Below are 21,081 nucleotides of genomic sequence, written 5' to 3'. Positions count from 1 at the left end.
TTAATATTTAATCGCCACGACCCTGCACATGACGGGTGACTATCGCTTTCGGGCGATTGGAAGAGCTATGATTGCAACAAAAGAACACCGGCCACTATAGTCGGAATCTTTCCTGGATGCGACGGGCGCATTCAAGCGGCGTCAGCCGGCTGGTGTCGACTTCGAGGTCGTAGTCTATGCCGTTGTGGACGCGTCCATATTGCCAGCGCGCCAGGCCAGGCAGCCTGTCGGCGCGCGCGGCCTCGCCCGCTCCCAGCACCTCCAGCGGCGCCATGACGCCGACCAGATGCAGGTCGAAACCCGACAGCAGCATGCGGTGCTCCGCTATCTCGTCATTGAAGATCACGTCGTCGACAATGAGATTGTTGCCTTGCCCGGCCATGGCGGCGATGGCATGGCGCATGCCGCGCATGGCTCGCGCGCCGACCGGCCCGCTCCTGATCACCACCGACGGCTTGCCGTCTTCCAGCACGGTCTCAAAGGAAAACCCGTCGGCATGATCCTGCAGCGCCGGCGGCAGCATGTCGATGAAAGCATCCATCTGGACATGCAGGAAGGGCTCGGTGGCGATTGTTTGCAGCGCCCTGGCGATCGAGCTTTTGCCGGCGCTGCCGACGCCATTAAGCAGGACGATTTTGGCCGTCATGTCGCCCCCTCGGCCTATCGGTTGCGCACGACGATACAGGCGCCCCCGACGCTTTGCAGTTTCTGGCAGATGACGTTGGCGGCGGCACGGTCGTCGACGCCGATCCTGACGGCGTAGATGCCGCGTCGGCCGATCGGCGTGCGCACCCGGCTGACCACCGGGTCACGACCGGAAAGCAGCGCCGGAAACCGGCTCCTGACCCGCAGCCACTGATTGATCGCAGCTCCCCTGCGGAAATTGCCGGCCACCTGGACGCCCCATGGCTTCACAGTGATCGAGGCCATCGCCACGGTTCTGGACATGATCACCGGCAGCTTGCGGCAGGCGACGGGAAAGCTGGTTTTCGCGTCGAGCGGCTCGACCGTCCCGGCGTAAGCGCTGTCGGAAAACTTGTCGGCCGGTTCGCCCATGATGTCGAAGACGTAGCTCTCGGTCTCCATCGGCAGGAAACCGCCGGAATCCAGCCAGCGCGAAACGCGGCTCTCGCCGGCATTGTAGGCAGCCGCCGCCAGGCCGAGATTGCCGAAGCCGGTCTTCATTTCGGCGAGATATTTCGCCGAAGCCGGGATCGCCTGGTCGATGTCGAAAGGATCGGCCAGCCCGCGCATCTTGGCGGTGCCCGGCATGAACTGGGCGATGCCTTCGGCACCGACCGGGCTCACCGCATTGGGGTCGAAGCGGCTTTCCTTCCAGATCAGCCGGGCGAAGTAATCCTTCGGCAGGCCGTTCCGCTCGGCATGCGTCTCGATCAGGTCACAGACACGGCCGATCAATCGTTTCGCCGCCGAGCGCGATTGCGGTGGATCGGCGAGCGCCTGTCCGGCACCCAGCCCGCAGAGCAGGATCACACCGGCTTTGAGCAGCCCCCGCATGGCTTATTCGGCCGCAGCCTTGCCGTGCTGGCCAAACCGCTGCTCGATATAGTCGGCAACCATTTTTTCGAAATCGGCGGCGATCGACGGACCGCGCAGCGTCGCCGACTTCTTGCCATCGACGAAGACGGGCGCGGTCGGCGTCTCGCCGGTGCCGGGCAGCGAGATGCCGATATCGGCGTGCTTGGATTCGCCGGGGCCGTTGACGATGCAGCCCATCACCGCGACCTTGAGGTTCTCGACGCCGGGATATTTCTCCCGCCAGACCGGCATGTTCTTGCGCAAATCGGCCTGGATGTTCTGGGCGAGTTCCTGGAACACGGTGGATGTCGTGCGGCCGCAGCCGGGGCAAGCGGCGACGATCGGCACGAACTGACGGAAGCCCATGGTCTGCAGCAGTTCCTGCGAGACCTGCACCTCGCGAGTGCGATCGCCATTCGGCTCCGGCGTCAGCGAGATGCGGATGGTGTCGCCAATGCCTTGCTGCAAGAGGATGCCCATGGCCGCCGACGAGGCGACGATGCCCTTGGAGCCCATGCCGGCTTCGGTGAGGCCGAGATGCAGCGCATGGTTGGAACGCGTGGCAAGCTCGGTGTAGACGGCGATCAAATCCTGCACGCCGCTGACCTTGGCCGACAGGATGATCTTTTCGCGGGCGAGGCCTATCTCTTCAGCCATTTCGGCCGACAGGATCGCCGACTGCACGATCGCCTCGCGGGTTACTTCCTGCGCCGTCAGCGGGAAGCCTTGACGCTGGTTCTCGTCCATCAGCCGGGTGAGCAACTCCTGATCGAGCGACCCCCAATTGACGCCGATGCGCACCGGCTTGTCATGCCTGATCGCCATTTCGACGATCGCCGCGAACTGGCGGTCCCTCTTGTCCTTGAAGCCGACATTGCCGGGATTGATGCGGTATTTGGCCAGCGCCTCGGCGCAGTCCGGATGGTCGGCCAGCAGCTTGTGGCCGATATAGTGGAAGTCGCCGACCAGCGGCACATTGATGCCGAGCCGCTCGAGCCGTTCGCGGATGCGCGGCACGGCGGCGGCGCTCTCGTCACGATCGACGGTGATGCGCACGATCTCGGAGCCAGCGCGATGCAAAGCCGCAACCTGCGCGACGGTCTGGTCGATATCGGCCGTGTCGGTGTTAGTCATCGACTGCACGACGACCGGCGCGCCGCCGCCGACGACCACGCCGCCGACATCGACGCCGACCGATGTCCGGCGCCCAAAGGGGGAGGAAAAATACCCGGTCATGCCGGCAGCCTCTTGATCACCCGAGCGACACACGTCCACGTCGACGCACGCTCAATCAGCTATCAGCGCATAGCGCTGAGGTTCGGGCATGAGGTGGAGGAGCAAAGATGGCTTGTCAATGGCGACAGACAAGCAGAGCCGCCAAATCGCAGCAGCGCGGCGACCCCACAGACGGGTTTCGCCGGCAACAGTATCGGAATCAGTAGCAAACACAGGCCTCCGGCGGCATGTCGCCACCGGAGCGATAGTCACGCGCCAAGGCGGCGCGTCTAATCCTGGAAGGGCGTCAGTGTCTCGTCGGTTTCGCCTTCAGTTTTTCAATCTCGTCCTTGAGTGCCAGCTTGCGTCGCTTCAGATTCACGATTTCGAGGTCGTCGACCGATGGATGGTTCATCGCATCGTCGATCTCGCGTTCGATATCACCGTGTTTCCGCTGCAACTCATCAAGATGGGATGCAAGAGACATGATTGGTTCTCCCTTTCATGGTTTCCTCGATTGCAGCCGTCAAAGGCACGTCCACCGCAGGTCGCATCTGTGACGGCACCATGACAGTCTGCCACCATCCGGCTGCGATGTCGAATGCTGCGTGGTAGCATTCCACGACAATGTGATATGTGATATTGGCTGCGCGCCGGCGGCAATTGATGCCGCCCCCGCCCAATCATGCCCATTGCCGGGCGCCGCAGACATGCAGACGGTAGAGAATGTCCGACCAGGAAAAGGCCGATGTCCGCCTCGAATTTTCCCGCCTGAAGCAGGAGCATGCCGATTTCGACGCGGCCATCAATGCGATGATCGCCATGGGCTGCGACCCCTTGCAGATCCAGCGCATGAAGAAGAAGAAGCTTTTCCTCAAGGACCGGCTGATGGCGCTGGAAGACAAGATCATTCCGGACATCATCGCTTAGCCGACGGCCTCGGGGCCTAACTGCTCACCCCGCTATCGACAGCCGCGCCGCGCGATGGCGCAGCAACGTCAGCAATTCGTCGGTCTTCTCCGCTGAAGTGTCGATCGGCACCACCAGGCACATCGTCGCCTCGACCTTGCCGGCGGCCGCGAAGACAGGGGCGGCCAGGCATTTGGTGTAGGCGTCGACCAGCCCCGAAGTGATGCAATAGCCGGTCGTTCTGGCCGTCGCGATATCGGCAATGAAGTCGTCGAACTGCAGCCTGCGGCCGTCGGGCAGCAAAAGGTCGTCTTCCGAGACCATGTCCTGGATGGCGGCCCTTTCCAATCCGGCCAGAAGCAGCCGCCCCGATGCCGTCCATGGCAGCGGGATCTGCAAGCCAGTGGCCGAGCTGATGCGGAACGGCCTGGTGCCGGGGCTGGAATGGACGATGGTATAGCGCCCGCTTTGCAGCATGCACAATTCGGAGGTCTCGCCGGTCTCGCGCGACAGATTGTCGACCTCCTGCCGGCCCCGCCTAAGCAGGTCGTTGCCCCTGACATAGTCCATCCCATAGAGGTAGAGCTTCTTGCCGAAATAGACCCGGTTGCCGTCGCCCTCCATCTCCAGGAGACCCGCATCGACCAGCGAACGCACCAGCGTATAGGTGGTGGAGCGCGGCGCATTCACCCCCTTGGCGAGATCGCCAATGCCGATGGCGCGCTGCGTAACATGCAGGAATTCCAGGATCTCCAGCACCCGGTTGAGGCCCTTCTCGCGCGAGCCGGAGGTCTTGTCGGGCGTCGGGCTCTCGGCTGGACCAAGCTCCGCCCGATCCGTGAGTCCATTGCTGTCTTGCATAACTGATTCCTGATGTTAGTATCTGTCTTGTATAGGATACATGTGTCTATTGTAAGAGACAATTCAGGTCGGCGACACGTGTGTCTGTAAGGGGAACTCAAACAACAGGAGGTCGCAGTGAACGACGCATCCAAGCGAGATTTTCTGAAACTGGGCATGGCCGGGCTTGCAACGGCGGGCGTGATGACCGCTGTCAGCGCCGAAAAGGCGGCGGCACAAGCCGCATCCGACAGCGTTCTGCGCACCGCGCTTGACCGCGGCAAGCTGATCGTCGGCACCGGCAGCACCAACGCGCCATGGCATTTCGAAAACGATGCCGGCGAGCTAGTCGGCATGGACATCACCATGGGCCGCATTCTGCCCAAGGGTCTGTTCGACGATCCGAGCAAGGTCGAGTTCGTCATGCAGGATCCGGCGCAGCGCATCCCCAATGTCACCACCAACAAGGTCGACATTACCATCCAGTTCATGACCATGACCGCGCAGCGCTCGCAGCTCATCCACTTCTCCAGGCCATACTATGTCGAGGGCGTCGCCCTGCTGACGCTGCCGACGGCGGAAAACAAGACCTTCGACAAGCTGCTCGCCGGTGGTTCGGCGACGCGCATCTCGATCCTGCAGAATGTCGATGCCGAAAGCTCGGTCCATTACGCCCTGCCGGAGGCGCAGGTGCTGCAGATCGACACCCAGGCCAATGTGCTGCAGGCACTGGAATCGAAACGCGCCGATGCCGCCGCTGTCGATCTTTCAACCGTGCGCTGGCTGGCCTCGCGCAACCCCGACAAATATTTCGATGCCGGCAAGAGCTGGTACTCGATGCTCTACGGCGCGGCGGTCAGGCAGGGCGACCTGGACTGGCTGACCTTCGTCAACCAGACCTTCACCATCGCCATGTTCGGCCATGAGACCGCACTCTACGACGCCGCCTTCAAGGACTATTTCGGCCAAGAGCCGCCGGCCCGCCATCCGGGTTTCCCGGTTGTCTGACAAGTGCTGGCGGAAGGGTTAGCCCTTCCGCCTTCTAGTTCGCATCCCCTTGGTTATTGCGGGAGACGCATGGGCTATACGCTCAACTTCAACCTGATCTGGCGGCATTTCGACAAGCTGTGGGGCGGCCTTCTGCTCAGCCTCGAGCTTGCCGTGATTTCGATTGCCATCGGCGTCGTCATCGGCCTGATGCTGGCGGTCTGGTATGTCTCGGCCGGACGCGTGGTGCGCGCCATCATTGCGGCTTACGTCGAATTCATCCGCAACGTGCCGCTGATCCTGCTCGTCTATCTCGTCTTCTACGGCCTGCCGACGGTGATCGACGTCGCCTACGACGCGCCGACCTCGTTCGTGCTGACGCTGTCGGTCTATAGCGGCGCCTATCTGGTCGAGGTGTTCCGCTCCGGCCTGGAAGCCGTGCCGCGCGGCCAGCTCGATGCCGGCAAAGCCATCGGCCTGACGCCCTGGCAGCGGCTGGTTCATGTGCGCCTGCCGACCATGCTGCGCATCACGCTGCCGGCGCTGTCCAACACCTTCATCTCGCTGTTCAAGGACACGTCGATCGCCTCGGTGATCTCGGTGCCCGAGCTCACCTTCGGCGCCCAGTGGATCAACTTCAACACCTTCCGCATCGTCGAGGTCTATCTGGTGACGACGGCGATGTATCTGGTGACCGGTTACACCCTGCTGTTCGGACTGCGGCTGGTCGAACGCCGGTTCAGGGCTGCGCGCTGACATGCTGAGCCAGATCCTCTACGCCGTACCGTTCCTCGCCCAGGGCTTCGCCATCACTTTGTGGGTGTCGCTGCTGGTCGTGGTGCTGTCGCTGATTGCCGGCGTCGCGCTCGGCGTCGGCCTGGTCTACGGCCCGGCGCCGCTGCGCTGGGCCGTGCGCATCTTCTCCGACACCATCCGCGGCATCCCGATCCTGGTGCTGATGTTCTTCGTCTATTACGGCCTGCCGGCCATCGGCCTGCATCTGCAATCCTTCTCGGCGGCGGTGCTGGCGCTGACCTTGTTCAAGACGGCGCAGGTCATTGAGTATCTCCGGGGCGCCGTCGGCTCTATTCCCAAGGGCCAGTCAGAAGCGGCGATGGCCATTGGGCTGACTTTTCGCCAGCGGCTCACCTACGTCATCTTTCCGCAGGCCTTCCGGCGCTTCCTGCCGCCCTGGATCAACGGCGTCACCGATGCGGTCAAGGGCAGCGCCCTGGTCTCGCTGCTCGGCATCACCGACCTGATGCAGGCGATCAACCAGGTCATCGGCCGCACCTATGAGGCGATGCCGCTCTACATCCTCGGCGCCTTGATCTATTTCGCCGTCAACTATGCGCTTTCCTACGCCAGCCGGCGGCTGGAACGGCGCTTTGCCTTCATCCGGGACTAGCACGATGGCCACAAGCTCGAACGACAATGCTGCCCTTCTCGACATTGCCGGGGTCTCGAAAGCCTTTGGTTCGGTCGAGGTGCTTCGCTCGGTCAGCCTCAAGGTGGACAGGGGCGAGGTGGTCACCGTCATCGGCCCTTCCGGCAGCGGCAAGACCACCCTGCTGCGCTGCGTCAACTTTCTCGAAAGCTACGACTCAGGCTCGATCCGAATCGACGGCAAGGAGGTCGGTTTTCGTGAGGCCGGCGCGCGCCAGCGGCGCAGCGAGCGCGACCTTGCCAATATGCGCGCCGAAACCGGCATGGTGTTCCAGAGCTTCAACCTGTTTCCGCACCTCACCGCCGCCGGCAACATCATGCTCGGCCTCACCAAGGTGCGCGGCAAGAGCAAGGCCGAGGCGCGCCAGATCGCCGAGCATTGGCTGAGCCGCGTCGGCCTGGCCCACAAGGCCGACAGCCTGCCGGCGGAACTCTCCGGGGGCCAGCAGCAGCGCGTCGGCATAGCGCGGGCAGTCGCCATGGAGCCGAAGATCCTGCTGCTCGACGAGATCACCTCCGCGCTCGATCCCGAATTGGTCGGCGAGGTGCTGGCCGTTGTGCACAGCCTGGCCGAAGACGGCATGACCATGGTGATGGTCACGCACGAGATGGCCTTCGCCCGCGACGCTTCGAGCCGCATTGTCTTCATGGCCGATGGCGGTGTCAGCGCTGTTGGCCCGCCGAAGGAGATCCTTGCCGAAGAGACCACCAATGAGCGCCTCCGCTCTTTCCTGGCGCGCTTCCGCGCCTCCCATTTCTGACATGGGCGGCCCAAAGCAATTCCAGGAGAAGTGTAAGCGGTTTTCCCGGGAAAAGCGCGAAGCGCTTTCCCCTGGGAATTGCGTAAAACAACAGGCCGGCCCAAGGAGAATTCTTCCATGACGCCTTACATCCGGCTCGCCGAACTCGGCCTGACGCTGCCCGAGCCGCCGACACCGATCGCCAATTTCGTCACCCATGCGGAAAGCGGCCGGCTGATCTTTCTTTCGGGTCAAGGGCCGCTGCGCGCCGACGGCACGCTGTGCACCGGCAAGGTCGGCGAGGACGTCACCGTCGAGCAGGCCTATGAGCATGCCCGCCTCACCGGCCTCAACCTGCTCGCCGTCATGCACGCCGCCGCCGGCGATCTCGGCCGCATCGTGCGCGTCGTCAAATTGCTCGGCTTCGTCAATGCGACGCCGACCTTCAGCGACCACCCGAAAGTGGTCAATGGCTGCTCGGACCTGTTCGCCAGCGTCTTCGACAAGATCGGCGGCCATGCCCGCTCGGCGATCGGGGTCGGCTCGCTGCCTGGAAACATCACCGTCGAAATCGAAGCGGTCGTCGAGATCGCCGCCTGACCGTCAAGGGATTGCTGAACATGAAAACCTATTCCGACACCGGCTCCAACACCACGATCCGTGAACGGCTGGGACTGCGGCCGATCATCAACGTCTCCGGCACGATGACGACGCTCGGCGCCTCGATCATCGTTCCCGAGGCGATCAGCGCCATGGCCGAGATCGCCTCGCAATGGGTGGAGATGGACGATCTGCAGCGCGCCGCAAGCGTGATCACCGCCCGCCTCACCGGCGGCGAGGCCGGCTTCATCACCGCCTGCTGCGCCTCAGGCATCACAATGGCGATCGCCGGGGCGATGACCGGCACCAATTTGCTGGCGATCGAACGGCTGCCCGACGATACCGAAGGGCTGAAGTCCGAAGTCGTCATCCAGCTCGGCCATATCGTCAATTACGGCGCACCGATCGACCAGTCGATCCGCGTCGCCGGCGCCAAGGTCATTCCGGCCGGCACGGTCAGCGTCACGCAGGATTATCATGCGCGCGAGGCTATCAACGAGCGCACGGCGGCGGCGCTCTACGTCGTGGCGCACCACACCGTGCAATACGGCATGCTTTCCCTTGAGGAATTCTGCGATATCTGCCACGCCAGGGGCGTGCCGGTGATCGTCGATGCGGCTTCCGAATATGACCTGCGCAGCTTCCTGGGGCGCGGCGCCGACATCGTCGTCTACAGCGGCCACAAATTCCTTTCGGGGCCGACCAGCGGCATCGTCGCCGGCCGCAAGGATCTCGTCCGCGCCGCCTATCTGCAGAACCGTGGCGTCGCCCGCGCCATGAAGGTCGGCAAGGAAAGCATCGCCGGCACGATGGCGGCGCTCGAAGCCTGGGAAAAGCGCGACCATGCCGGCATCCGCCGACGCGAGGAAGCGGCGCTCCATCTGTGGAGGGATTCGCTGCAGGGAATACCCGGCATCGTCGCAAACATCATTCCCGACCCGACCGCCAATCCGCTCGACCGGCTGCAGATCTTCGTCTCCCCCGAAAGCCGCTTCAGTGCCGCCGGCCTCGCCTCGGCATTGGCGGCCGGATCGCCGCCCATCATCGTGCGCAACCACGAAGTCGAGCGTGGCCATTTCTTCCTCGACCCGTGCAACCTGCACCCAGGCGAGGCCGAGATCGTCGCCGAACGCCTCCGCGCCGTGCTCACCGCGGCCGACAGGCCGGCGGATGCGATGAGACAGCCGCGAAAGGATTCATCCGGCGCCCTGCGCTGGCCGGACTAGGCTGCGGCGGCCGCCATCCTTGCGGGCCAGCCCGAATTCCGCTAAGGCGCGCCTTTACCGCCGGGAGCATGCGCTTGACCGACCACCGCGCCGACGTCGCCATCATCATGGGCAGCCAGTCCGACTGGGCGACGATGCGCCACGCCGCCGAAACGCTGGAGGCGCTGGGCATTCCGCACAAGCGGCTGATCGTCTCCGCCCACCGCACCCCGGACCGCCTCTATGATTTCGCCAAAGGCGCCAAGGCGGCCGGCTACAAGGTGATCATCGCCGGGGCCGGCGGCGCCGCCCACCTGCCCGGCATGACGGCGGCTCTGACGCCGCTGCCGGTGTTCGGCGTGCCGGTCGAATCGAAGGCGCTGTCAGGCCAGGATTCGCTGCTCTCCATCGTCCAGATGCCGGCCGGCATTCCGGTCGGCACGCTTGCCATCGGCAAGGCGGGTGCGGCCAACGCCGCCCTTCTGGCGGCCGCCGTGCTGGCGCTGAACGACGAAGAACTTGCCGCCCGCCTGGATGCCTGGCGCACCGCCCAAACCGCCAGGGTCGCCACCGAACCGACGGACGCGCCGTGAGCCTGCCCGCGGGATCGAGCATCGGCATCATCGGCGGCGGCCAGCTCGGCCGCATGCTGGCTGTTGCCGCAGCGCGCCTCGGCTACCGCACAATTATCCTCGAACCGCAGGCCGATTGCCCGGCGGCTCAGGTCGCCAACCGCCAGATCACCGCCGCCTATGACGATGCGGACGCCCTTGCCGAACTGGCGGCAGTCAGCGCCGTAGTCACCTACGAATTCGAGAATGTGCCGGTAGCGGCTGCCGGCGCGCTCGCCGCCAAGGTCCCGGTCTATCCGCCACCCAGGGCGCTGGAAGTCGCCCAGGACCGGGTGGCGGAGAAGCTATTCCTGAACGGCATCGGCATCAGGACAGCGGATTTCCGCTCCGTCGACAATGACGACGAGCTGACGGCGGCGCTGGGAGAGTTCGGTGGCAGCGGCATCTTGAAAACCCGCCGCATGGGCTATGACGGCAAGGGCCAGCGCGTCTTCCGCAACATGGAGACGAGCGGCTTTGCCGGCACATGCGAGACCATGGGCAATGTGCCGCTGATCCTCGAATCCTTCGTCGCTTTCGAGCGCGAAATCTCGGTCATCGCCGCGCGCGGGTTGGACGGCGCGGTCGCCGCCTACGATCCGGCTGAGAACGTCCACCGCGACGGCATCCTGCATACCTCGACCCTGCCGGCCCAGATCAGGCTGGAGACGGCGGCGACGGCAGAGGGGTCGGCAGCGAAAATCCTGTCGGCCCTCGACTATGTCGGCGTCATCGGCATCGAGTTCTTCGTTCTTGCCGATGGCACGCTGCTGGCCAACGAAATGGCGCCGCGCGTGCACAATTCCGGCCACTGGACGGAAGCCGCCGGCATCGTTTCGCAATTCGAGCAGCATATCCGCGCGATTGCCGGCCTGCCGCTGGGCAACCCTGGCCGGCATTCAAACTGCGTCATGGAAAACCTGATCGGCGACGATGTGCTGCGCGTACCCACTTTGCTCGCCGAGCCCGATCTGATGCTGCATCTCTACGGCAAGGCGGAAGCGCGCCCAGGCCGCAAGATGGGCCATTTCACGCGCATCAGCCGCCGTAGCTAAGCCATTCCGGCACTTTGCGCGAGGGCGTGGCTCGAGCCCTATTGCAGCTCGTCGTTCAGATCCCCGTCCTCGTCGGGGCTGGCGCAACTCGCATCGCCTTCCCTACAATTGGCGCCCGCGGTGAGCTGTTTGATGCGCTGGTCCGTCAGTTCGGTCAGGCATTGTGAAACCTCCATCGGATGGATGGAGCCGCCCTCGCTGTCTGTCGTCGTATAGGCGCATTCGGCGTCGCGGAAGGCGATCCAGGCGCGTTGCACGACCTGCAGCAGCTTCCTGCCCTTGTCGTCGTTGCGACCGACGAGATCCTTGTAGGCCTGGTTGAGCTTGGCATCGGCGGCCCGATAGTCCTCGCCGGCGCAGATGTTCATCATCTGCTGGCTGTCGTCGTTGCGGTCGCATTCCTGCGCCTGCGCGGTGGATGCCGCTGCCACAACGGCAAGGCAGGCGGACACAAACAACAGGCGCATGGAGGTCTCCAAATCGGCTTGCGGGTGCCGCACCATTCCAGCCCGCCTTCGGCCGCGCAATGGCGTGGAGCCGAGATGGCGGATATTTGATGGCCAAAGCCATTCTCGGCCTCTATCCAGCACGCTTGCGGTTGACACGGGCAAGGCTCCTCGTTTATGAGCCACCGCAAGTTCAAAGGCGCGCTTTTCAGGCGCGCCTTAATAATTCGGCCCGGACAGGGCCCAGACCGACGGGCAAGACCATGAAGATCAAGAATTCGCTCAAGGCGCTGAAGGCGCGTCACCGCGACAACCAGCTGGTTCGCCGCAAGGGCCGCGTCTACATCATCAACAAGACCGCTCCACGCTACAAGGCGCGCCAGGGCTGAGTGTTCGGCCGGAGGCTCGTTGCCTCCGTCCATACGATGGTAATTGCCTGGTTCCAGGCACTTTCACGCTAATTTCAGTTTGACGATCCGCCGTCCGGGGTTAGATTCCGGCGATGCGGATTCTTTTTGCATTTTTGGCCACCCTCTTTCTTTTCGGCGTCACTCCGGCGTCGGCGGACGATCCGCCGGCAAAGCCGCCGGTTGCCCTGACCAGGGAAGCCAGGCTCGACCAACTGTTTGCCGAGCTGAAGCGCGAGCGCAACGAAAAGGCGGCCGAGCGCATCGCCGGGCGCATCTGGGGCGAATGGTTCCAGTCCGGCAGCGCCTCGATCGACCTGATGATGCAATGGTCGCAAAAGGCGATTGACGACCAGAAGTTCGACGTCGCCCTCGACTTCCTCGACCAGGTCGTCATCCTGCAGCCAAAATATGCCGAAGGCTGGAACCGGCGCGCCACCGTGCATTACATGATGAAGAATTTCGGGAAATCGATGTCCGACATCGACCAGACGCTGCAGCTGGAACCACGCCATTTCGGCGCGCTTTCGGGCCTGGCCCAGATCATGGCCGCCACCGGCCACAAGCAATCGGCGCTCGAAGCCTGGCAGAAGGTGCTTACCATCTATCCGATGATGCGCAGCGCCCAGGACCAGGTCGCGGCAATTTCGGAAGAGCTTGCCGGCGAAGGAATTTGATTAGGCAGTAGGAATTAGGGATTGGTGAGTAGTCAGTAGAGAAGATTGGTCGAGACGCCACCTCCCTACTCCCTACTCCCTACTCCCTACTCCCTACTCCCTACTCCCTACTCCCTACTCCCTACTCCCTACTCCCTACTCCCTACTCCCTAGAACTTATCCCCCTCCACCCCCGTATCTCCGCGCATGAACCTCATTTACGCCGCCTGTGCTTTGCTCCTCGCGCTCGTCTTTGCCCTGGCCGGTGTCACCCGCGCCGGCGCGTGGCTGATCGAGTGGCGAAACCCGCCGGCCGGCGAATTTGCCGACATCGACGGCACCCGCATCCACTATGTCCACGTGCCGGCGCCGCAAAATGCAGAGCTGCCGGCCATCGTCTTCATCCATGGCGCCAGCGCCAACCTCAGGGATCAGATGCTGCCGATCAGGCCTTTGCTCGAAGGCCGCGCCGAGATGGTCTTCCTCGACCGGCCGGGCTTCGGCTGGTCGGCGCGCGGCCCCGGCAAAGATAGCCCGTCTGCGCAGGCCGACACCATCGCCAGACTGATGGGCCGTCTCGGCATCCACAATGCGATCATGGTCGGCCATTCCTTTGGCGGCGTGATCACCGCCGCCTTTGGCCGCGAACACCCGGAGAAGACGCTCGGGCTGGTCTTTCTGTCGCCGGTCAGCCACCCCTGGCCGGGCGGCGCGACCGCCTGGTACTACAAGCTGACCGCCACCCCCATCATCGGCTGGCTGTTCTCGGAGACATTGACCTATCCGGCAGGCACGCTGCAGATGGACAGCGCCACGGCCTGCGTGTTTTCTCCCAACAAGGTGCCGGAAGGCTATGTCGGCAATGCCTCGATTCCGCTGGTGCTGCGTCCCGGCGCTTTCCGCGCCAACGCCATCGATGTCGCCGGCCTCTACGACTATACGCTGAAGGCCGCGCCGCATTACCGCGACATCACAGCGCCGACGATCGTCATCTCGGGCGATCGCGACAAGGTGGTCTATGCCTCGATCCATTCGGTCGGCCTGGTCAGGGACATCCCCGGCGCCGAACTGATCTGGGTCCACAATCTCGGCCACAAGCCGGATTGGATCGCCTCCGACCTCGTCGTCGGCGCGATCGAGAAAGTCGCCGGCAAGGTTGTCGACCTGCAGGCAATGGCAAAAACCGTGGAAGCACGCATCGCCGGCGATGCGTACAATGAGGGGCGATGCCCCGACATCACAGTGCCCGACGCGGAACTGGCCCCGACCTGATCGCAATGTATGTCCTGAAACACGGCGTCAAGAGAAACCCGGAGAAGCGATGGGCGTTGCCGGACCGCATCTTCTTCGGCTATGGCGCGTGCGCCATTCTTGCTGGCGCCTTTCTCGAGCATGCTCCTCTGGAAGGATTCTACGGCGAACGGATCATTCCTGGCGAGGGCTTTTCCGGGAACCATATTTACGCGACCAACGGCGTGATCGCGTTCGACTACCACGGCTATTCCGCCCGCGAGCGGCTTTTGGAACACCACAAGAGGGGCTGGGCGTCGCGCAATCCCGGGTGGCACTGCACGATCGCCACGGTCGATTTCGATCTGCTCGACACAGTCGAACTCAACCGGCGAAAGATGCTGGGTCCGGACCAGTACCTGCACGACCCCGTTCCCCGGGCTCGCCGCTTCCTTCGGCGCATCGATCACGCCGAAGGTGCGGCAAGAGCGCAGCGAACTGTGACGAGGTCTCAGCCTATGTTGCGGGTGGCCTGCACGTCCGATCCGACATAGGCGATGCGCAGCATGTTGGTCGAACCCGGCGTCCTCAGCGGCACGCCCGCCGTGATGATGACACGGTCGCCCGGCTGGCCGAACCCCTCTTCGAAAGCGATGCGGCAGGCGCGGTCGACCATGTCGTCGAGGTCGCTGGCGTCGGGCGAGACGACGCAATGCGTGCCCCACAAAAGCGACAGCCGCCGCGCCGTGTTGAGGATCGGCGACAGCGCGATGATCGGCACTTGCGGCCGCTCGCGCGCGGCGCGCAGGCCGGTGGTGCCCGACGCCGTATAGGTTATGATCGCCGACAGTTTCAGAGTCTCGGCAATCTCGCGGGCGGCGAGCGAAATGGCGTCGGCGCCGGTTGCTTCCGGTTCCGAGCGCTGCGCGTTGATGATGCCGGCATAGGTCGGGTCGGTTTCGACCTTGGTGGCGATGCGGTTCATCATCGCCACCGCCTCGACCGGATAGGCGCCGGCAGCGGATTCGGCTGAAAGCATGATGGCGTCGGCGCCCTCGAACACGGCGATCGACACGTCGGACACCTCGGCGCGGGTCGGCACCGGCGCGGTGATCATCGATTCCAGCATCTGCGTGGCGACCACCACCGGCTTGCCGGCGCGGCGCGCGGCGCGCGTGATCTGCTTCTGGATGCCAGGCACGGCTTCCAGCGGCATTTCCACACCGAGATCGCCGCGGGCGACCATCAGCGCGTCGGAGAGTTCGATGATTTCGGCCAGCCGGGCGACGGCCTGCGGCTTTTCAATCTTGGCCATGATCAGCGCCCGGCCGCGCGCGATCTTGCGGGCTTCCGCCAAATCCTCCGGCCGCTGCACGAACGACAGCGCCACCCAGTCGACGCTTTCCGCCAGCACCGCATCGAGGTCCTTGCGGTCTTTTTCGGTCAGCGCACCGACCGGCAGGTCGGTGTCGGGCAGGCTGACGCCCTTCTTGTCGGAAATGGTGGTGCCGGCGACGACGGTGCAGGTGATCGATTTGCCGTCGCTCTTCACCGCCCTGAGCTCCAGCTTGCCGTCGTCGATCAACAGACGGTGGCCGGCCTCGACCGAACTCAGGATTTCGGGATGCGGCAGGTAGACCCGCATCGACGTGCCGGGCTCGGGATTGTTGTCGAGCGTGAAGGTCTGGCCTGGCGTCAGCACCTCCTTGCCGTTGGCGAACTTGCCGACGCGCAGCTTTGGTCCTTGCAAATCGGCCAGGATGCCGATCGGACGGCCGACCTTTTCCTCGACCGCGCGGATGCGGCCGACCAGCGTGCGCATCAACTCGTGATCGGTGTGGCTCATATTGATGCGGAAGACATCGGCCCCGGCTTCGAACAGCTTCTGCAGCATCTCCTCGGACGAGGAGGCAGGACCGATGGTGGCGAGGATCTTGACCTTGCGGCTACGTCTCATTGACTGTTTGTTCCCGGGGCGGCTGGAGCGCCTCCCGTTGTGGACTCATCGGTCAGCTGGACCATCCAGCTTGCCTGCTCGCCCGTGTCATATTCCTGGAATCCGGCGCGCTGGAAGCCCCGGGCGACGCAATCGGTAACGCCTGCGATCTTGAACTCTTTTTCGGCCACGCACATGTTGATCGGGCCATCCCAGCGCCCGCCGCGCTCGGCGTCTTCTGCATAAAGATAGTAAAACCTCGATGACAGCGGACCTTCGATCAGCGTCTTGCAGCTCGATCCTTCGATGTGCCACCACCCCTCGGTGATCCAGCCTGCCTTGGCGCGGTAGCCGATGCCAACGCCGACCAGGTTCTGCGTGGCGTTGCAGACGCGGAAATCGGCGCGGGCAGGCGAAGCCGCGACCAGCGCGGTGAGCCCTAGCGTCAGGGTCAGGAGCGGCACGGCAAAGACGGTGCGCGCACGCGGCCTGCCGGCGGAACCCATCCCGAAACCCCTCAATAACGTCATCTGCATCTCTCAACGCCCCTTTTCGGAAAAGTCCGGGCGCATGTCAACGCGCCGTTCTGTCCAATTCCAATCGATTTAGAAAGGCCCCCGACACGCGATACGCCGCGCGTCACAGGATTTTCGCAGAAACCGTGGCCAAACAACGGCATTGCGCAACAGTCCTCTTCGTGGGAATGACGATACCACCCTCCCCGGAAGCCAGCGAACAGACCTTTCCAGCCAATGACCCGATCCACAGTTTTCGCGCCTTTCGATATCGTCGAAGGCGACCGCAAGCGAGGCATCGTGCTTGTCGCCGACCATGCCCGCCGCGACCTGCCGGAGGAGTATGGCAGTCTCGGCTTGCCGGCGGCGGAACTCGATCGCCATATCGCCTACGACATCGGTGTCGAGACGGTGACGCGCGAACTGGCGGCGGCGCTCGACGTGCCGGCGGTGATCGCCAATTTTTCGCGGCTGCTGATAGATCCCAATCGCGGCGAGGACGACCCGACGCTGATCCGCCAGCTCTATGACGGCACTGTCGTGCCGGGAAACTACCCTATGGCGCCGCAAGAACGCGAAAGGCGGCTCGAAGGCTTCTACCGGCCTTATCAGGACGCGGTCGGCGCCATGATCGCGTCGGCGGCGCACGCCTCAGGCAAAGCGCCGTTCATCTTCTCCGTACACTCCTTCACCCCTGTCATGCAGGGCTTCATCCGCCCTTGGCATGTCGGCATATTGTGGGACCTCGACGACCGCGTGGCGCGGCCGCTGATCGACATGCTGGCGCAGGATAAAAACCTCGTCGTCGGCGACAATGAACCCTATGACGGCGCGTTGCGCGGCGACACCATGTTCAAGCACGCCATCGTCAACGGCTTTGCCCATGCGCTGATCGAGATCCGCCAGGACCTGATATCAGACCGCAAGGGGGCGCTGGCCTGGGCGGAACGGCTGGCGCCGATCGTTGACGCCATCGACCGCCGTCCCGATATCCACCAGGTGAAGATGTTCGGCTCGCGCACCGGGCCGCTGTGAGGATCCAAGGCAATGACCGAACTCAGCGATGACCAGAAACGCGATTTCGAGGCCGCGGCCTTCCGCCGGCTGGTCGAGCATCTGCGCGAGCGCAGCGATGTGCAAAACATCGACCTGATGAACCTCGCCGGCTTCTGCCGCAACTGCCTGTCGAACTGGTATCGCGAAGCGGCCGAGGCTGAGGGCGTCGATCTCGGCAAGGATCAGTCGCGCGAAATCGTCTACGGCATGCCCTATGCGCAATGGCAGGCGCTGAACCAGACCGAGGCTTCGGACGCCAAGAAAGCGGAGTTCGAGGCAAGACGGCCGAGGGATCACTGAAGTAGCGCGCGGTTCACAGGATTGACGTCGGCGGGACAGCGCCTAACGGTTTCCCCTTAGATGTGGCCCACAAGCTTTTCGCAGCCAAGCGCTTGACGAGAAATTGAATCGATCTAATTTGCCGCGCAAAGCCATTCCTTGACCGGATTCGGGCCATGAACGCGCAAGACACCATGCAGAGCGCCCTTCAGGGGCGATGGGCCGTAGCCGCGATCTTCCTCGCCAACGGCTTCCTGACCGGCAGCTGGGCGCCGCAGATTCCGGTGTTCCTGACCCGGCTCGACATCTCGAAATTCACCCTCGGTCTGCTGATCCTTCTGTTCGGCGTCGGCGCGGTCGCGGCCATGAGCTGGTGCGGCCATCTGATCTCCAGGCATGGCTCGCGCACCGTGTTGCGCTGGTTCGGCCTGTGCGGCAGCCTCGGCCTGCTGATCGTGGCGCTGGCGCCCAACGTGCCGCTGGCGGCGATCGCCATGATCATCTTCGGCGGCTCGATCGGCGGCATGGATGTCGCCATGAACGCCAATGCCGTGGTGGTCGAGCGCCGGCTGTCCCGCGCCATCATGTCGTCCTCGCACGGCTTCTGGAGCCTCGGCGGTTTCGCCGGTGGCGGTCTGGGCGGTTACGCCATCCAGACTTACGGCCACCTCGCCCATGCGGCTGTAGTCACGATCATTGCTTTTGCCGTCATCGCCGTGGCGGTCGGCTACCTCATCGCCGAGGACAAGCCGCAGGCCGCCGAGCATCACAGATTAACGCTGCCGGCCAACCCGCTGGTCTATCTTGTAGGGCTGATGGCGCTGCTGACGATGATTTCCGAGGGCGCCGTGCTCGACTGGGCAGCGCTTTATCTCAGGCAGGAGCTCGGCGCCGACCTCGCCATCGCCGGCCTTGCCTACGCCGCCTTCTCCGGCGTCATGGCTGTCATGCGCTTTTTCGGCGACGGCGTGCGCAACCGCTTCGGCGCGGTGGCGACGCTGCGCGGCTCGGCGGTGGTCGCCGCCGCCGGCATGCTGGTCGCCGGCCTGTCGCCTTCGCCCTGGATCGCCATCGCGGCTTTTGCTCTCTGCGGCTTCGGCATCGCCAATATGGTGCCGATCATCTTCTCGGCCGGCGGCAACCAGGAAGGCATGTCGTCGGGCACCGGCATGAGCGTCGTCACCACCATGGGCTATTCCGGCATATTGGTGGCGCCGTCGGCGATCGGCTTCGTCGCCGAGCATTCCAGCTTCGGGCCGATCTTCGTCGCCATGTCGGGGCTGCTGACCGTCGTGCTGTTGATGGCCGGGCTCGCTCACCGCGCCGAATTCGCGGCCGCCCCCGCCGAATAGCGCTTCAGCTCCTCGTAGAGGAAATCCGCTACGCGGCGGATGCGCACGCTGGTGCGCACGTCGCGATGCATGGCCAGCCACACCGGCAGGCTGGGCAGTGGCAGGCCGAGCAGCAGTTTCTCCAGCGACGGGTCGCTGTCCGCCAGCGGCTCCTGGCCAAGACCGACGCCGTTTCCCGCCCGCAGCGCTTCCCACAGAACGATCTGGTTGTCGGTCCTGAAGCGGAAACTGCTTCGGGTGACGGGGATGCCGGCCTGGGTAAAGCCCCGGATCATCTCGTCGCTGCGCTCGAAGCCGATCAGCGGATGGTCGAGAAGGTCGGCGGGCTTGAGCGGGCGTCCGTGCCTGTCGAGATAGGATTTCGCCGCGCAGCAGCAGAGCTTGATATCGCAGACCTTGCGCGCCGTCAGCTCGTTCTGCGCTGGCTTGACCATGCGGATGGCGATATCGGCATCCCTTCGCAGCAGGTTCTCGACCTGGTTCGAGGCGACGATCTCGACCTCGATGCCGGGTTCCTCGATGCCGAGCCGCGCCGTCATCCTCGGCAGCACATAGGCCGCCACCACCTCGCTGGCGGCAATACGCACCGTGCCTTCGATCGCCTCGACCGAGCCCAATGCCAACAGTGCGAACGCGCTCGCCTGCTCGCTCACCGCTCTGCCGCGTTCGAACAGCGTGGCGCCTGCTTCCGTCAGCGCATAGCCGCGCCGCCCGCGCCGGAACAAGGTGACGCCCAACGCCTGTTCGAGCTCACCGATGTGACGCCCGAGCGTCGGTTGGCTGGCCGACAGTTTGCGCGCCGCGGCCGACAGACTGCCGGTCTCCGCCACGGTGACGAAACTCTTGATCAGGTTCCAGTCGATATCTTCCATTCATTTATGAATAACAAATCTGCATCCATAGTCAATTTTCATTCGCGTATGAACGCATCATGTTCACCGTGCAAACACAGACACGGAGAAGAAAAATGACCAAGATCGCAATTCTAGGCGCCAATGGCCGGCTCGGCCGCGTGGTTGGCAAGGCCTTCATCGACGCCGGTTTCGACGTCCGCGCCGTCACCCGCAGCGGCAAGGTCCCAGCCGAACTCAAGGGCGCCACCGCCGTCGCCGGCGATGCGCTCGACCGCGAGGCGCTGATCCGCGCCACGCAAGGCGTCGACATCGTCTTCAACGGCCTCAACCCGATCTACACCGACTGGGGCAAGTGTCTGCCGATGGCGGAGAACGTCATGGCCGCCTGCCATGCCAATGGCGCGCTGCATCTTTTCCCCGGCACTGTCTACAATTACGGCTCGCCGATGCCTGAGGTGGTCACCGAACACACGCCGTTCCGCCCAACGACCGAGAAGGGCCGCATCCGCTGCGCCATGGAAGCGCTGTTTCGCCGCGAGGCCGATGCCGGCCGCGTCCGCACCATCATCCTGCGCGCCGGCGATTTCTTCGGCGGCACCGGCAGCGGATCATGGTTCGACCTCGTCGTCGCCGCCAAGATGAGCAAGGGCGTCTACACCGCGCCTGGCCCTGCCAACCTCGTGCACGAATGGGCCTATTTGCCGGACTTCGGCATCGGCTTCGTCGGCCTGGCGCGTAATCAGGGCAAGCTCGGCTTCTTTGAGGCGCTCAACTTCCCCGGCCACGCCGTCACCGACATGGACATAAAGGCCGCGGCCGAGAAAGCGTTGGGACGTCCGCTGAAACTGACCTTCATGCCTTGGTGGGTGCTGCGCGCCGGCAGCCCGTTCGTGGCGATGTGGCGCGAGATCGTCTCGATGTCCTATCTGCGCTTCGAACCGCACCGGCTCGTGTCCGACCGGCTGGAAGGCATCATCGGCGAAGTCCCGCACACCCCGCTGGACGAGGCCGTGGCCGAGGCCTTGAAGGACATCGGCATCAGCCTCGACCGTGCAAAAGACGCCGCTTAAATGCATGTCGCCCAGAAGTGTGCGCGGTTCTGGGACAACGACATGCATCAAAACAAAGACTTTAGACAAAAATCTCTCTCGCGGTGCTGGCCCAATCGCTGGAAATCAGCAACCGGATGGTCATTATGAGGAG

At 63.9% G+C, this 21,081-nt stretch carries 26 protein-coding genes; 17 read left to right on the top strand and 9 right to left on the bottom strand.

All coding sequences use genetic code 11. The features are described 5' to 3' along the window. Positions 1–94: 94 nt before the first annotated feature. From NKI46_RS19765 to NKI46_RS19750, 4 genes are all read right to left on the bottom strand, one after another. The gene (locus tag NKI46_RS19765; RefSeq protein WP_352747499.1) at positions 95–646 is read right to left on the bottom strand and encodes a chloramphenicol phosphotransferase CPT family protein; all 552 of its coding nucleotides are present in this window, start codon (positions 644–646) and stop codon (positions 95–97) included. 14 nt (positions 647–660) lie between these two features. Further along, complete coding sequence (locus NKI46_RS19760) at positions 661–1,518, bottom strand: lytic transglycosylase domain-containing protein (RefSeq protein ID WP_023748319.1); 858 nt, start codon at positions 1,516–1,518, stop codon at positions 661–663. Between the two features lie 3 nt (positions 1,519–1,521). Next, positions 1,522–2,775 carry a flavodoxin-dependent (E)-4-hydroxy-3-methylbut-2-enyl-diphosphate synthase gene (gene ispG / locus NKI46_RS19755; RefSeq protein ID WP_023834970.1) on the bottom strand — a complete coding sequence of 418 codons (1,254 nt, stop codon included), beginning with the start codon at positions 2,773–2,775 and terminating at the stop codon, positions 1,522–1,524. A 286-nt stretch (positions 2,776–3,061) separates the two neighbouring features. Beyond that, complete coding sequence (locus NKI46_RS19750; RefSeq protein ID WP_023684024.1) at positions 3,062–3,241, bottom strand: YdcH family protein; 180 nt, start codon at positions 3,239–3,241, stop codon at positions 3,062–3,064. A 239-nt stretch (positions 3,242–3,480) separates the two neighbouring features. Between NKI46_RS19750 and NKI46_RS19745 the strand changes: the two genes are divergently transcribed. Further along, positions 3,481–3,684 carry a YdcH family protein gene (locus NKI46_RS19745; protein ID WP_023673103.1) on the top strand — a complete coding sequence of 68 codons (204 nt, stop codon included), beginning with the start codon at positions 3,481–3,483 and terminating at the stop codon, positions 3,682–3,684. 24 nt (positions 3,685–3,708) lie between these two features. Here NKI46_RS19745 and NKI46_RS19740 read toward each other — a convergent pair whose 3' ends face one another. Next, complete coding sequence (locus NKI46_RS19740; RefSeq protein WP_023673104.1) at positions 3,709–4,524, bottom strand: IclR family transcriptional regulator; 816 nt, start codon at positions 4,522–4,524, stop codon at positions 3,709–3,711. A 156-nt stretch (positions 4,525–4,680) separates the two neighbouring features. Between NKI46_RS19740 and NKI46_RS19735 the strand changes: the two genes are divergently transcribed. The 8 genes from NKI46_RS19735 (at position 4,681) to NKI46_RS19700 (ending at position 11,147) form a co-directional block, all read left to right on the top strand. Next, complete coding sequence (locus NKI46_RS19735; protein ID WP_352747572.1) at positions 4,681–5,511, top strand: transporter substrate-binding protein; 831 nt, start codon at positions 4,681–4,683, stop codon at positions 5,509–5,511. A gap of 69 nt (positions 5,512–5,580) precedes the next feature. After that, positions 5,581–6,246, top strand: coding sequence for an amino acid ABC transporter permease (locus NKI46_RS19730; RefSeq protein WP_023673106.1), 666 nt, complete (start codon positions 5,581–5,583; stop codon positions 6,244–6,246). A gap of 1 nt (position 6,247) precedes the next feature. After that, positions 6,248–6,898, top strand: a complete 651-nt coding sequence (locus NKI46_RS19725) for an amino acid ABC transporter permease (RefSeq protein ID WP_023684027.1) — start codon at positions 6,248–6,250, stop codon at positions 6,896–6,898. Between the two features lie 4 nt (positions 6,899–6,902). After that, the gene (locus NKI46_RS19720; protein WP_352747496.1) at positions 6,903–7,697 is read left to right on the top strand and encodes an amino acid ABC transporter ATP-binding protein; all 795 of its coding nucleotides are present in this window, start codon (positions 6,903–6,905) and stop codon (positions 7,695–7,697) included. A 117-nt stretch (positions 7,698–7,814) separates the two neighbouring features. Further along, positions 7,815–8,276 (top strand): RidA family protein, encoded by a 462-nt coding sequence (locus tag NKI46_RS19715; protein ID WP_023673109.1) that lies wholly within the window; start codon positions 7,815–7,817, stop codon positions 8,274–8,276. Positions 8,277–8,296: 20 nt separating this feature from the next. Next, positions 8,297–9,502, top strand: coding sequence for an aminotransferase class V-fold PLP-dependent enzyme (locus NKI46_RS19710; RefSeq protein ID WP_352747493.1), 1,206 nt, complete (start codon positions 8,297–8,299; stop codon positions 9,500–9,502). A 74-nt stretch (positions 9,503–9,576) separates the two neighbouring features. Then, positions 9,577–10,074, top strand: a complete 498-nt coding sequence (gene purE / locus NKI46_RS19705) for a 5-(carboxyamino)imidazole ribonucleotide mutase (RefSeq protein ID WP_023754121.1) — start codon at positions 9,577–9,579, stop codon at positions 10,072–10,074. Further along, complete coding sequence (locus tag NKI46_RS19700) at positions 10,071–11,147, top strand: 5-(carboxyamino)imidazole ribonucleotide synthase (RefSeq protein ID WP_352747490.1); 1,077 nt, start codon at positions 10,071–10,073, stop codon at positions 11,145–11,147. Before purE ends, NKI46_RS19700 begins: the two co-directional genes overlap by 4 nt. A gap of 38 nt (positions 11,148–11,185) precedes the next feature. Here the strand turns inward: NKI46_RS19700 and NKI46_RS19695 are convergent, their stop codons facing one another. Further along, a complete protein-coding gene (locus NKI46_RS19695; protein WP_352538653.1) occupies positions 11,186–11,614 on the bottom strand; it encodes a lysozyme inhibitor LprI family protein in 429 nt (142 codons plus the stop codon). 242 nt (positions 11,615–11,856) lie between these two features. On the opposite strand from NKI46_RS19695, the gene ykgO reads away from it, so the two are divergent. From ykgO to NKI46_RS19675, 4 genes are all read left to right on the top strand, one after another. Next, on the top strand, positions 11,857–11,982 hold the full coding sequence (ykgO, locus tag NKI46_RS19690; protein ID WP_006327841.1) for a type B 50S ribosomal protein L36: 126 nt from the start codon (positions 11,857–11,859) through the stop codon (positions 11,980–11,982). A 113-nt stretch (positions 11,983–12,095) separates the two neighbouring features. Next, on the top strand, positions 12,096–12,677 hold the full coding sequence (locus NKI46_RS19685) for a tetratricopeptide repeat protein (RefSeq protein ID WP_023706264.1): 582 nt from the start codon (positions 12,096–12,098) through the stop codon (positions 12,675–12,677). Positions 12,678–12,863: 186 nt separating this feature from the next. Next, entirely contained in the window at positions 12,864–13,928 is a 1,065-nt protein-coding gene (locus NKI46_RS19680) for an alpha/beta fold hydrolase (RefSeq protein WP_352747486.1), read from the top strand. A 5-nt stretch (positions 13,929–13,933) separates the two neighbouring features. Beyond that, positions 13,934–14,440, top strand: a complete 507-nt coding sequence (locus tag NKI46_RS19675) for a hypothetical protein (protein WP_352539180.1) — start codon at positions 13,934–13,936, stop codon at positions 14,438–14,440. On the opposite strand, the gene pyk is transcribed toward NKI46_RS19675, so the two are convergent. Further along, complete coding sequence (gene pyk / locus NKI46_RS19670; protein WP_023745750.1) at positions 14,398–15,843, bottom strand: pyruvate kinase; 1,446 nt, start codon at positions 15,841–15,843, stop codon at positions 14,398–14,400. The genes NKI46_RS19675 and pyk overlap by 43 nt on opposite strands. Continuing rightward, the gene (locus tag NKI46_RS19665) at positions 15,840–16,328 is read right to left on the bottom strand and encodes a DUF1036 domain-containing protein (RefSeq protein ID WP_352747483.1); all 489 of its coding nucleotides are present in this window, start codon (positions 16,326–16,328) and stop codon (positions 15,840–15,842) included. Before NKI46_RS19665 ends, pyk begins: the two co-directional genes overlap by 4 nt. Before the next feature lie 246 nt (positions 16,329–16,574). Between NKI46_RS19665 and NKI46_RS19660 the strand changes: the two genes are divergently transcribed. The 3 genes from NKI46_RS19660 (at position 16,575) to NKI46_RS19650 (ending at position 19,024) form a co-directional block, all read left to right on the top strand. Beyond that, on the top strand, positions 16,575–17,372 hold the full coding sequence (locus tag NKI46_RS19660) for an N-formylglutamate amidohydrolase (protein WP_352539181.1): 798 nt from the start codon (positions 16,575–16,577) through the stop codon (positions 17,370–17,372). Between the two features lie 12 nt (positions 17,373–17,384). Continuing rightward, on the top strand, positions 17,385–17,693 hold the full coding sequence (locus NKI46_RS19655) for a DUF1244 domain-containing protein (protein WP_023690051.1): 309 nt from the start codon (positions 17,385–17,387) through the stop codon (positions 17,691–17,693). 155 nt (positions 17,694–17,848) lie between these two features. Next, complete coding sequence (locus tag NKI46_RS19650; protein ID WP_352747479.1) at positions 17,849–19,024, top strand: MFS transporter; 1,176 nt, start codon at positions 17,849–17,851, stop codon at positions 19,022–19,024. On the opposite strand, the gene NKI46_RS19645 is transcribed toward NKI46_RS19650, so the two are convergent. Continuing rightward, positions 18,988–19,896, bottom strand: a complete 909-nt coding sequence (locus tag NKI46_RS19645; RefSeq protein ID WP_352666359.1) for a LysR family transcriptional regulator — start codon at positions 19,894–19,896, stop codon at positions 18,988–18,990. The genes NKI46_RS19650 and NKI46_RS19645 overlap by 37 nt on opposite strands. A gap of 95 nt (positions 19,897–19,991) precedes the next feature. On the opposite strand from NKI46_RS19645, the gene NKI46_RS19640 reads away from it, so the two are divergent. After that, positions 19,992–20,948, top strand: coding sequence for an SDR family oxidoreductase (locus tag NKI46_RS19640; RefSeq protein ID WP_352652179.1), 957 nt, complete (start codon positions 19,992–19,994; stop codon positions 20,946–20,948). The last annotated feature ends 133 nt before the right edge of the window (positions 20,949–21,081 follow it).

It is taken from the genome of Mesorhizobium sp. M0615, from assembly GCF_040320805.1.
In the GTDB taxonomy this organism is placed as follows: domain Bacteria; phylum Pseudomonadota; class Alphaproteobacteria; order Rhizobiales; family Rhizobiaceae; genus Mesorhizobium.
The sequence above is the reverse complement of the archived record's forward strand: the minus strand, read 5'-3'. Positions and strand labels throughout refer to the sequence as shown.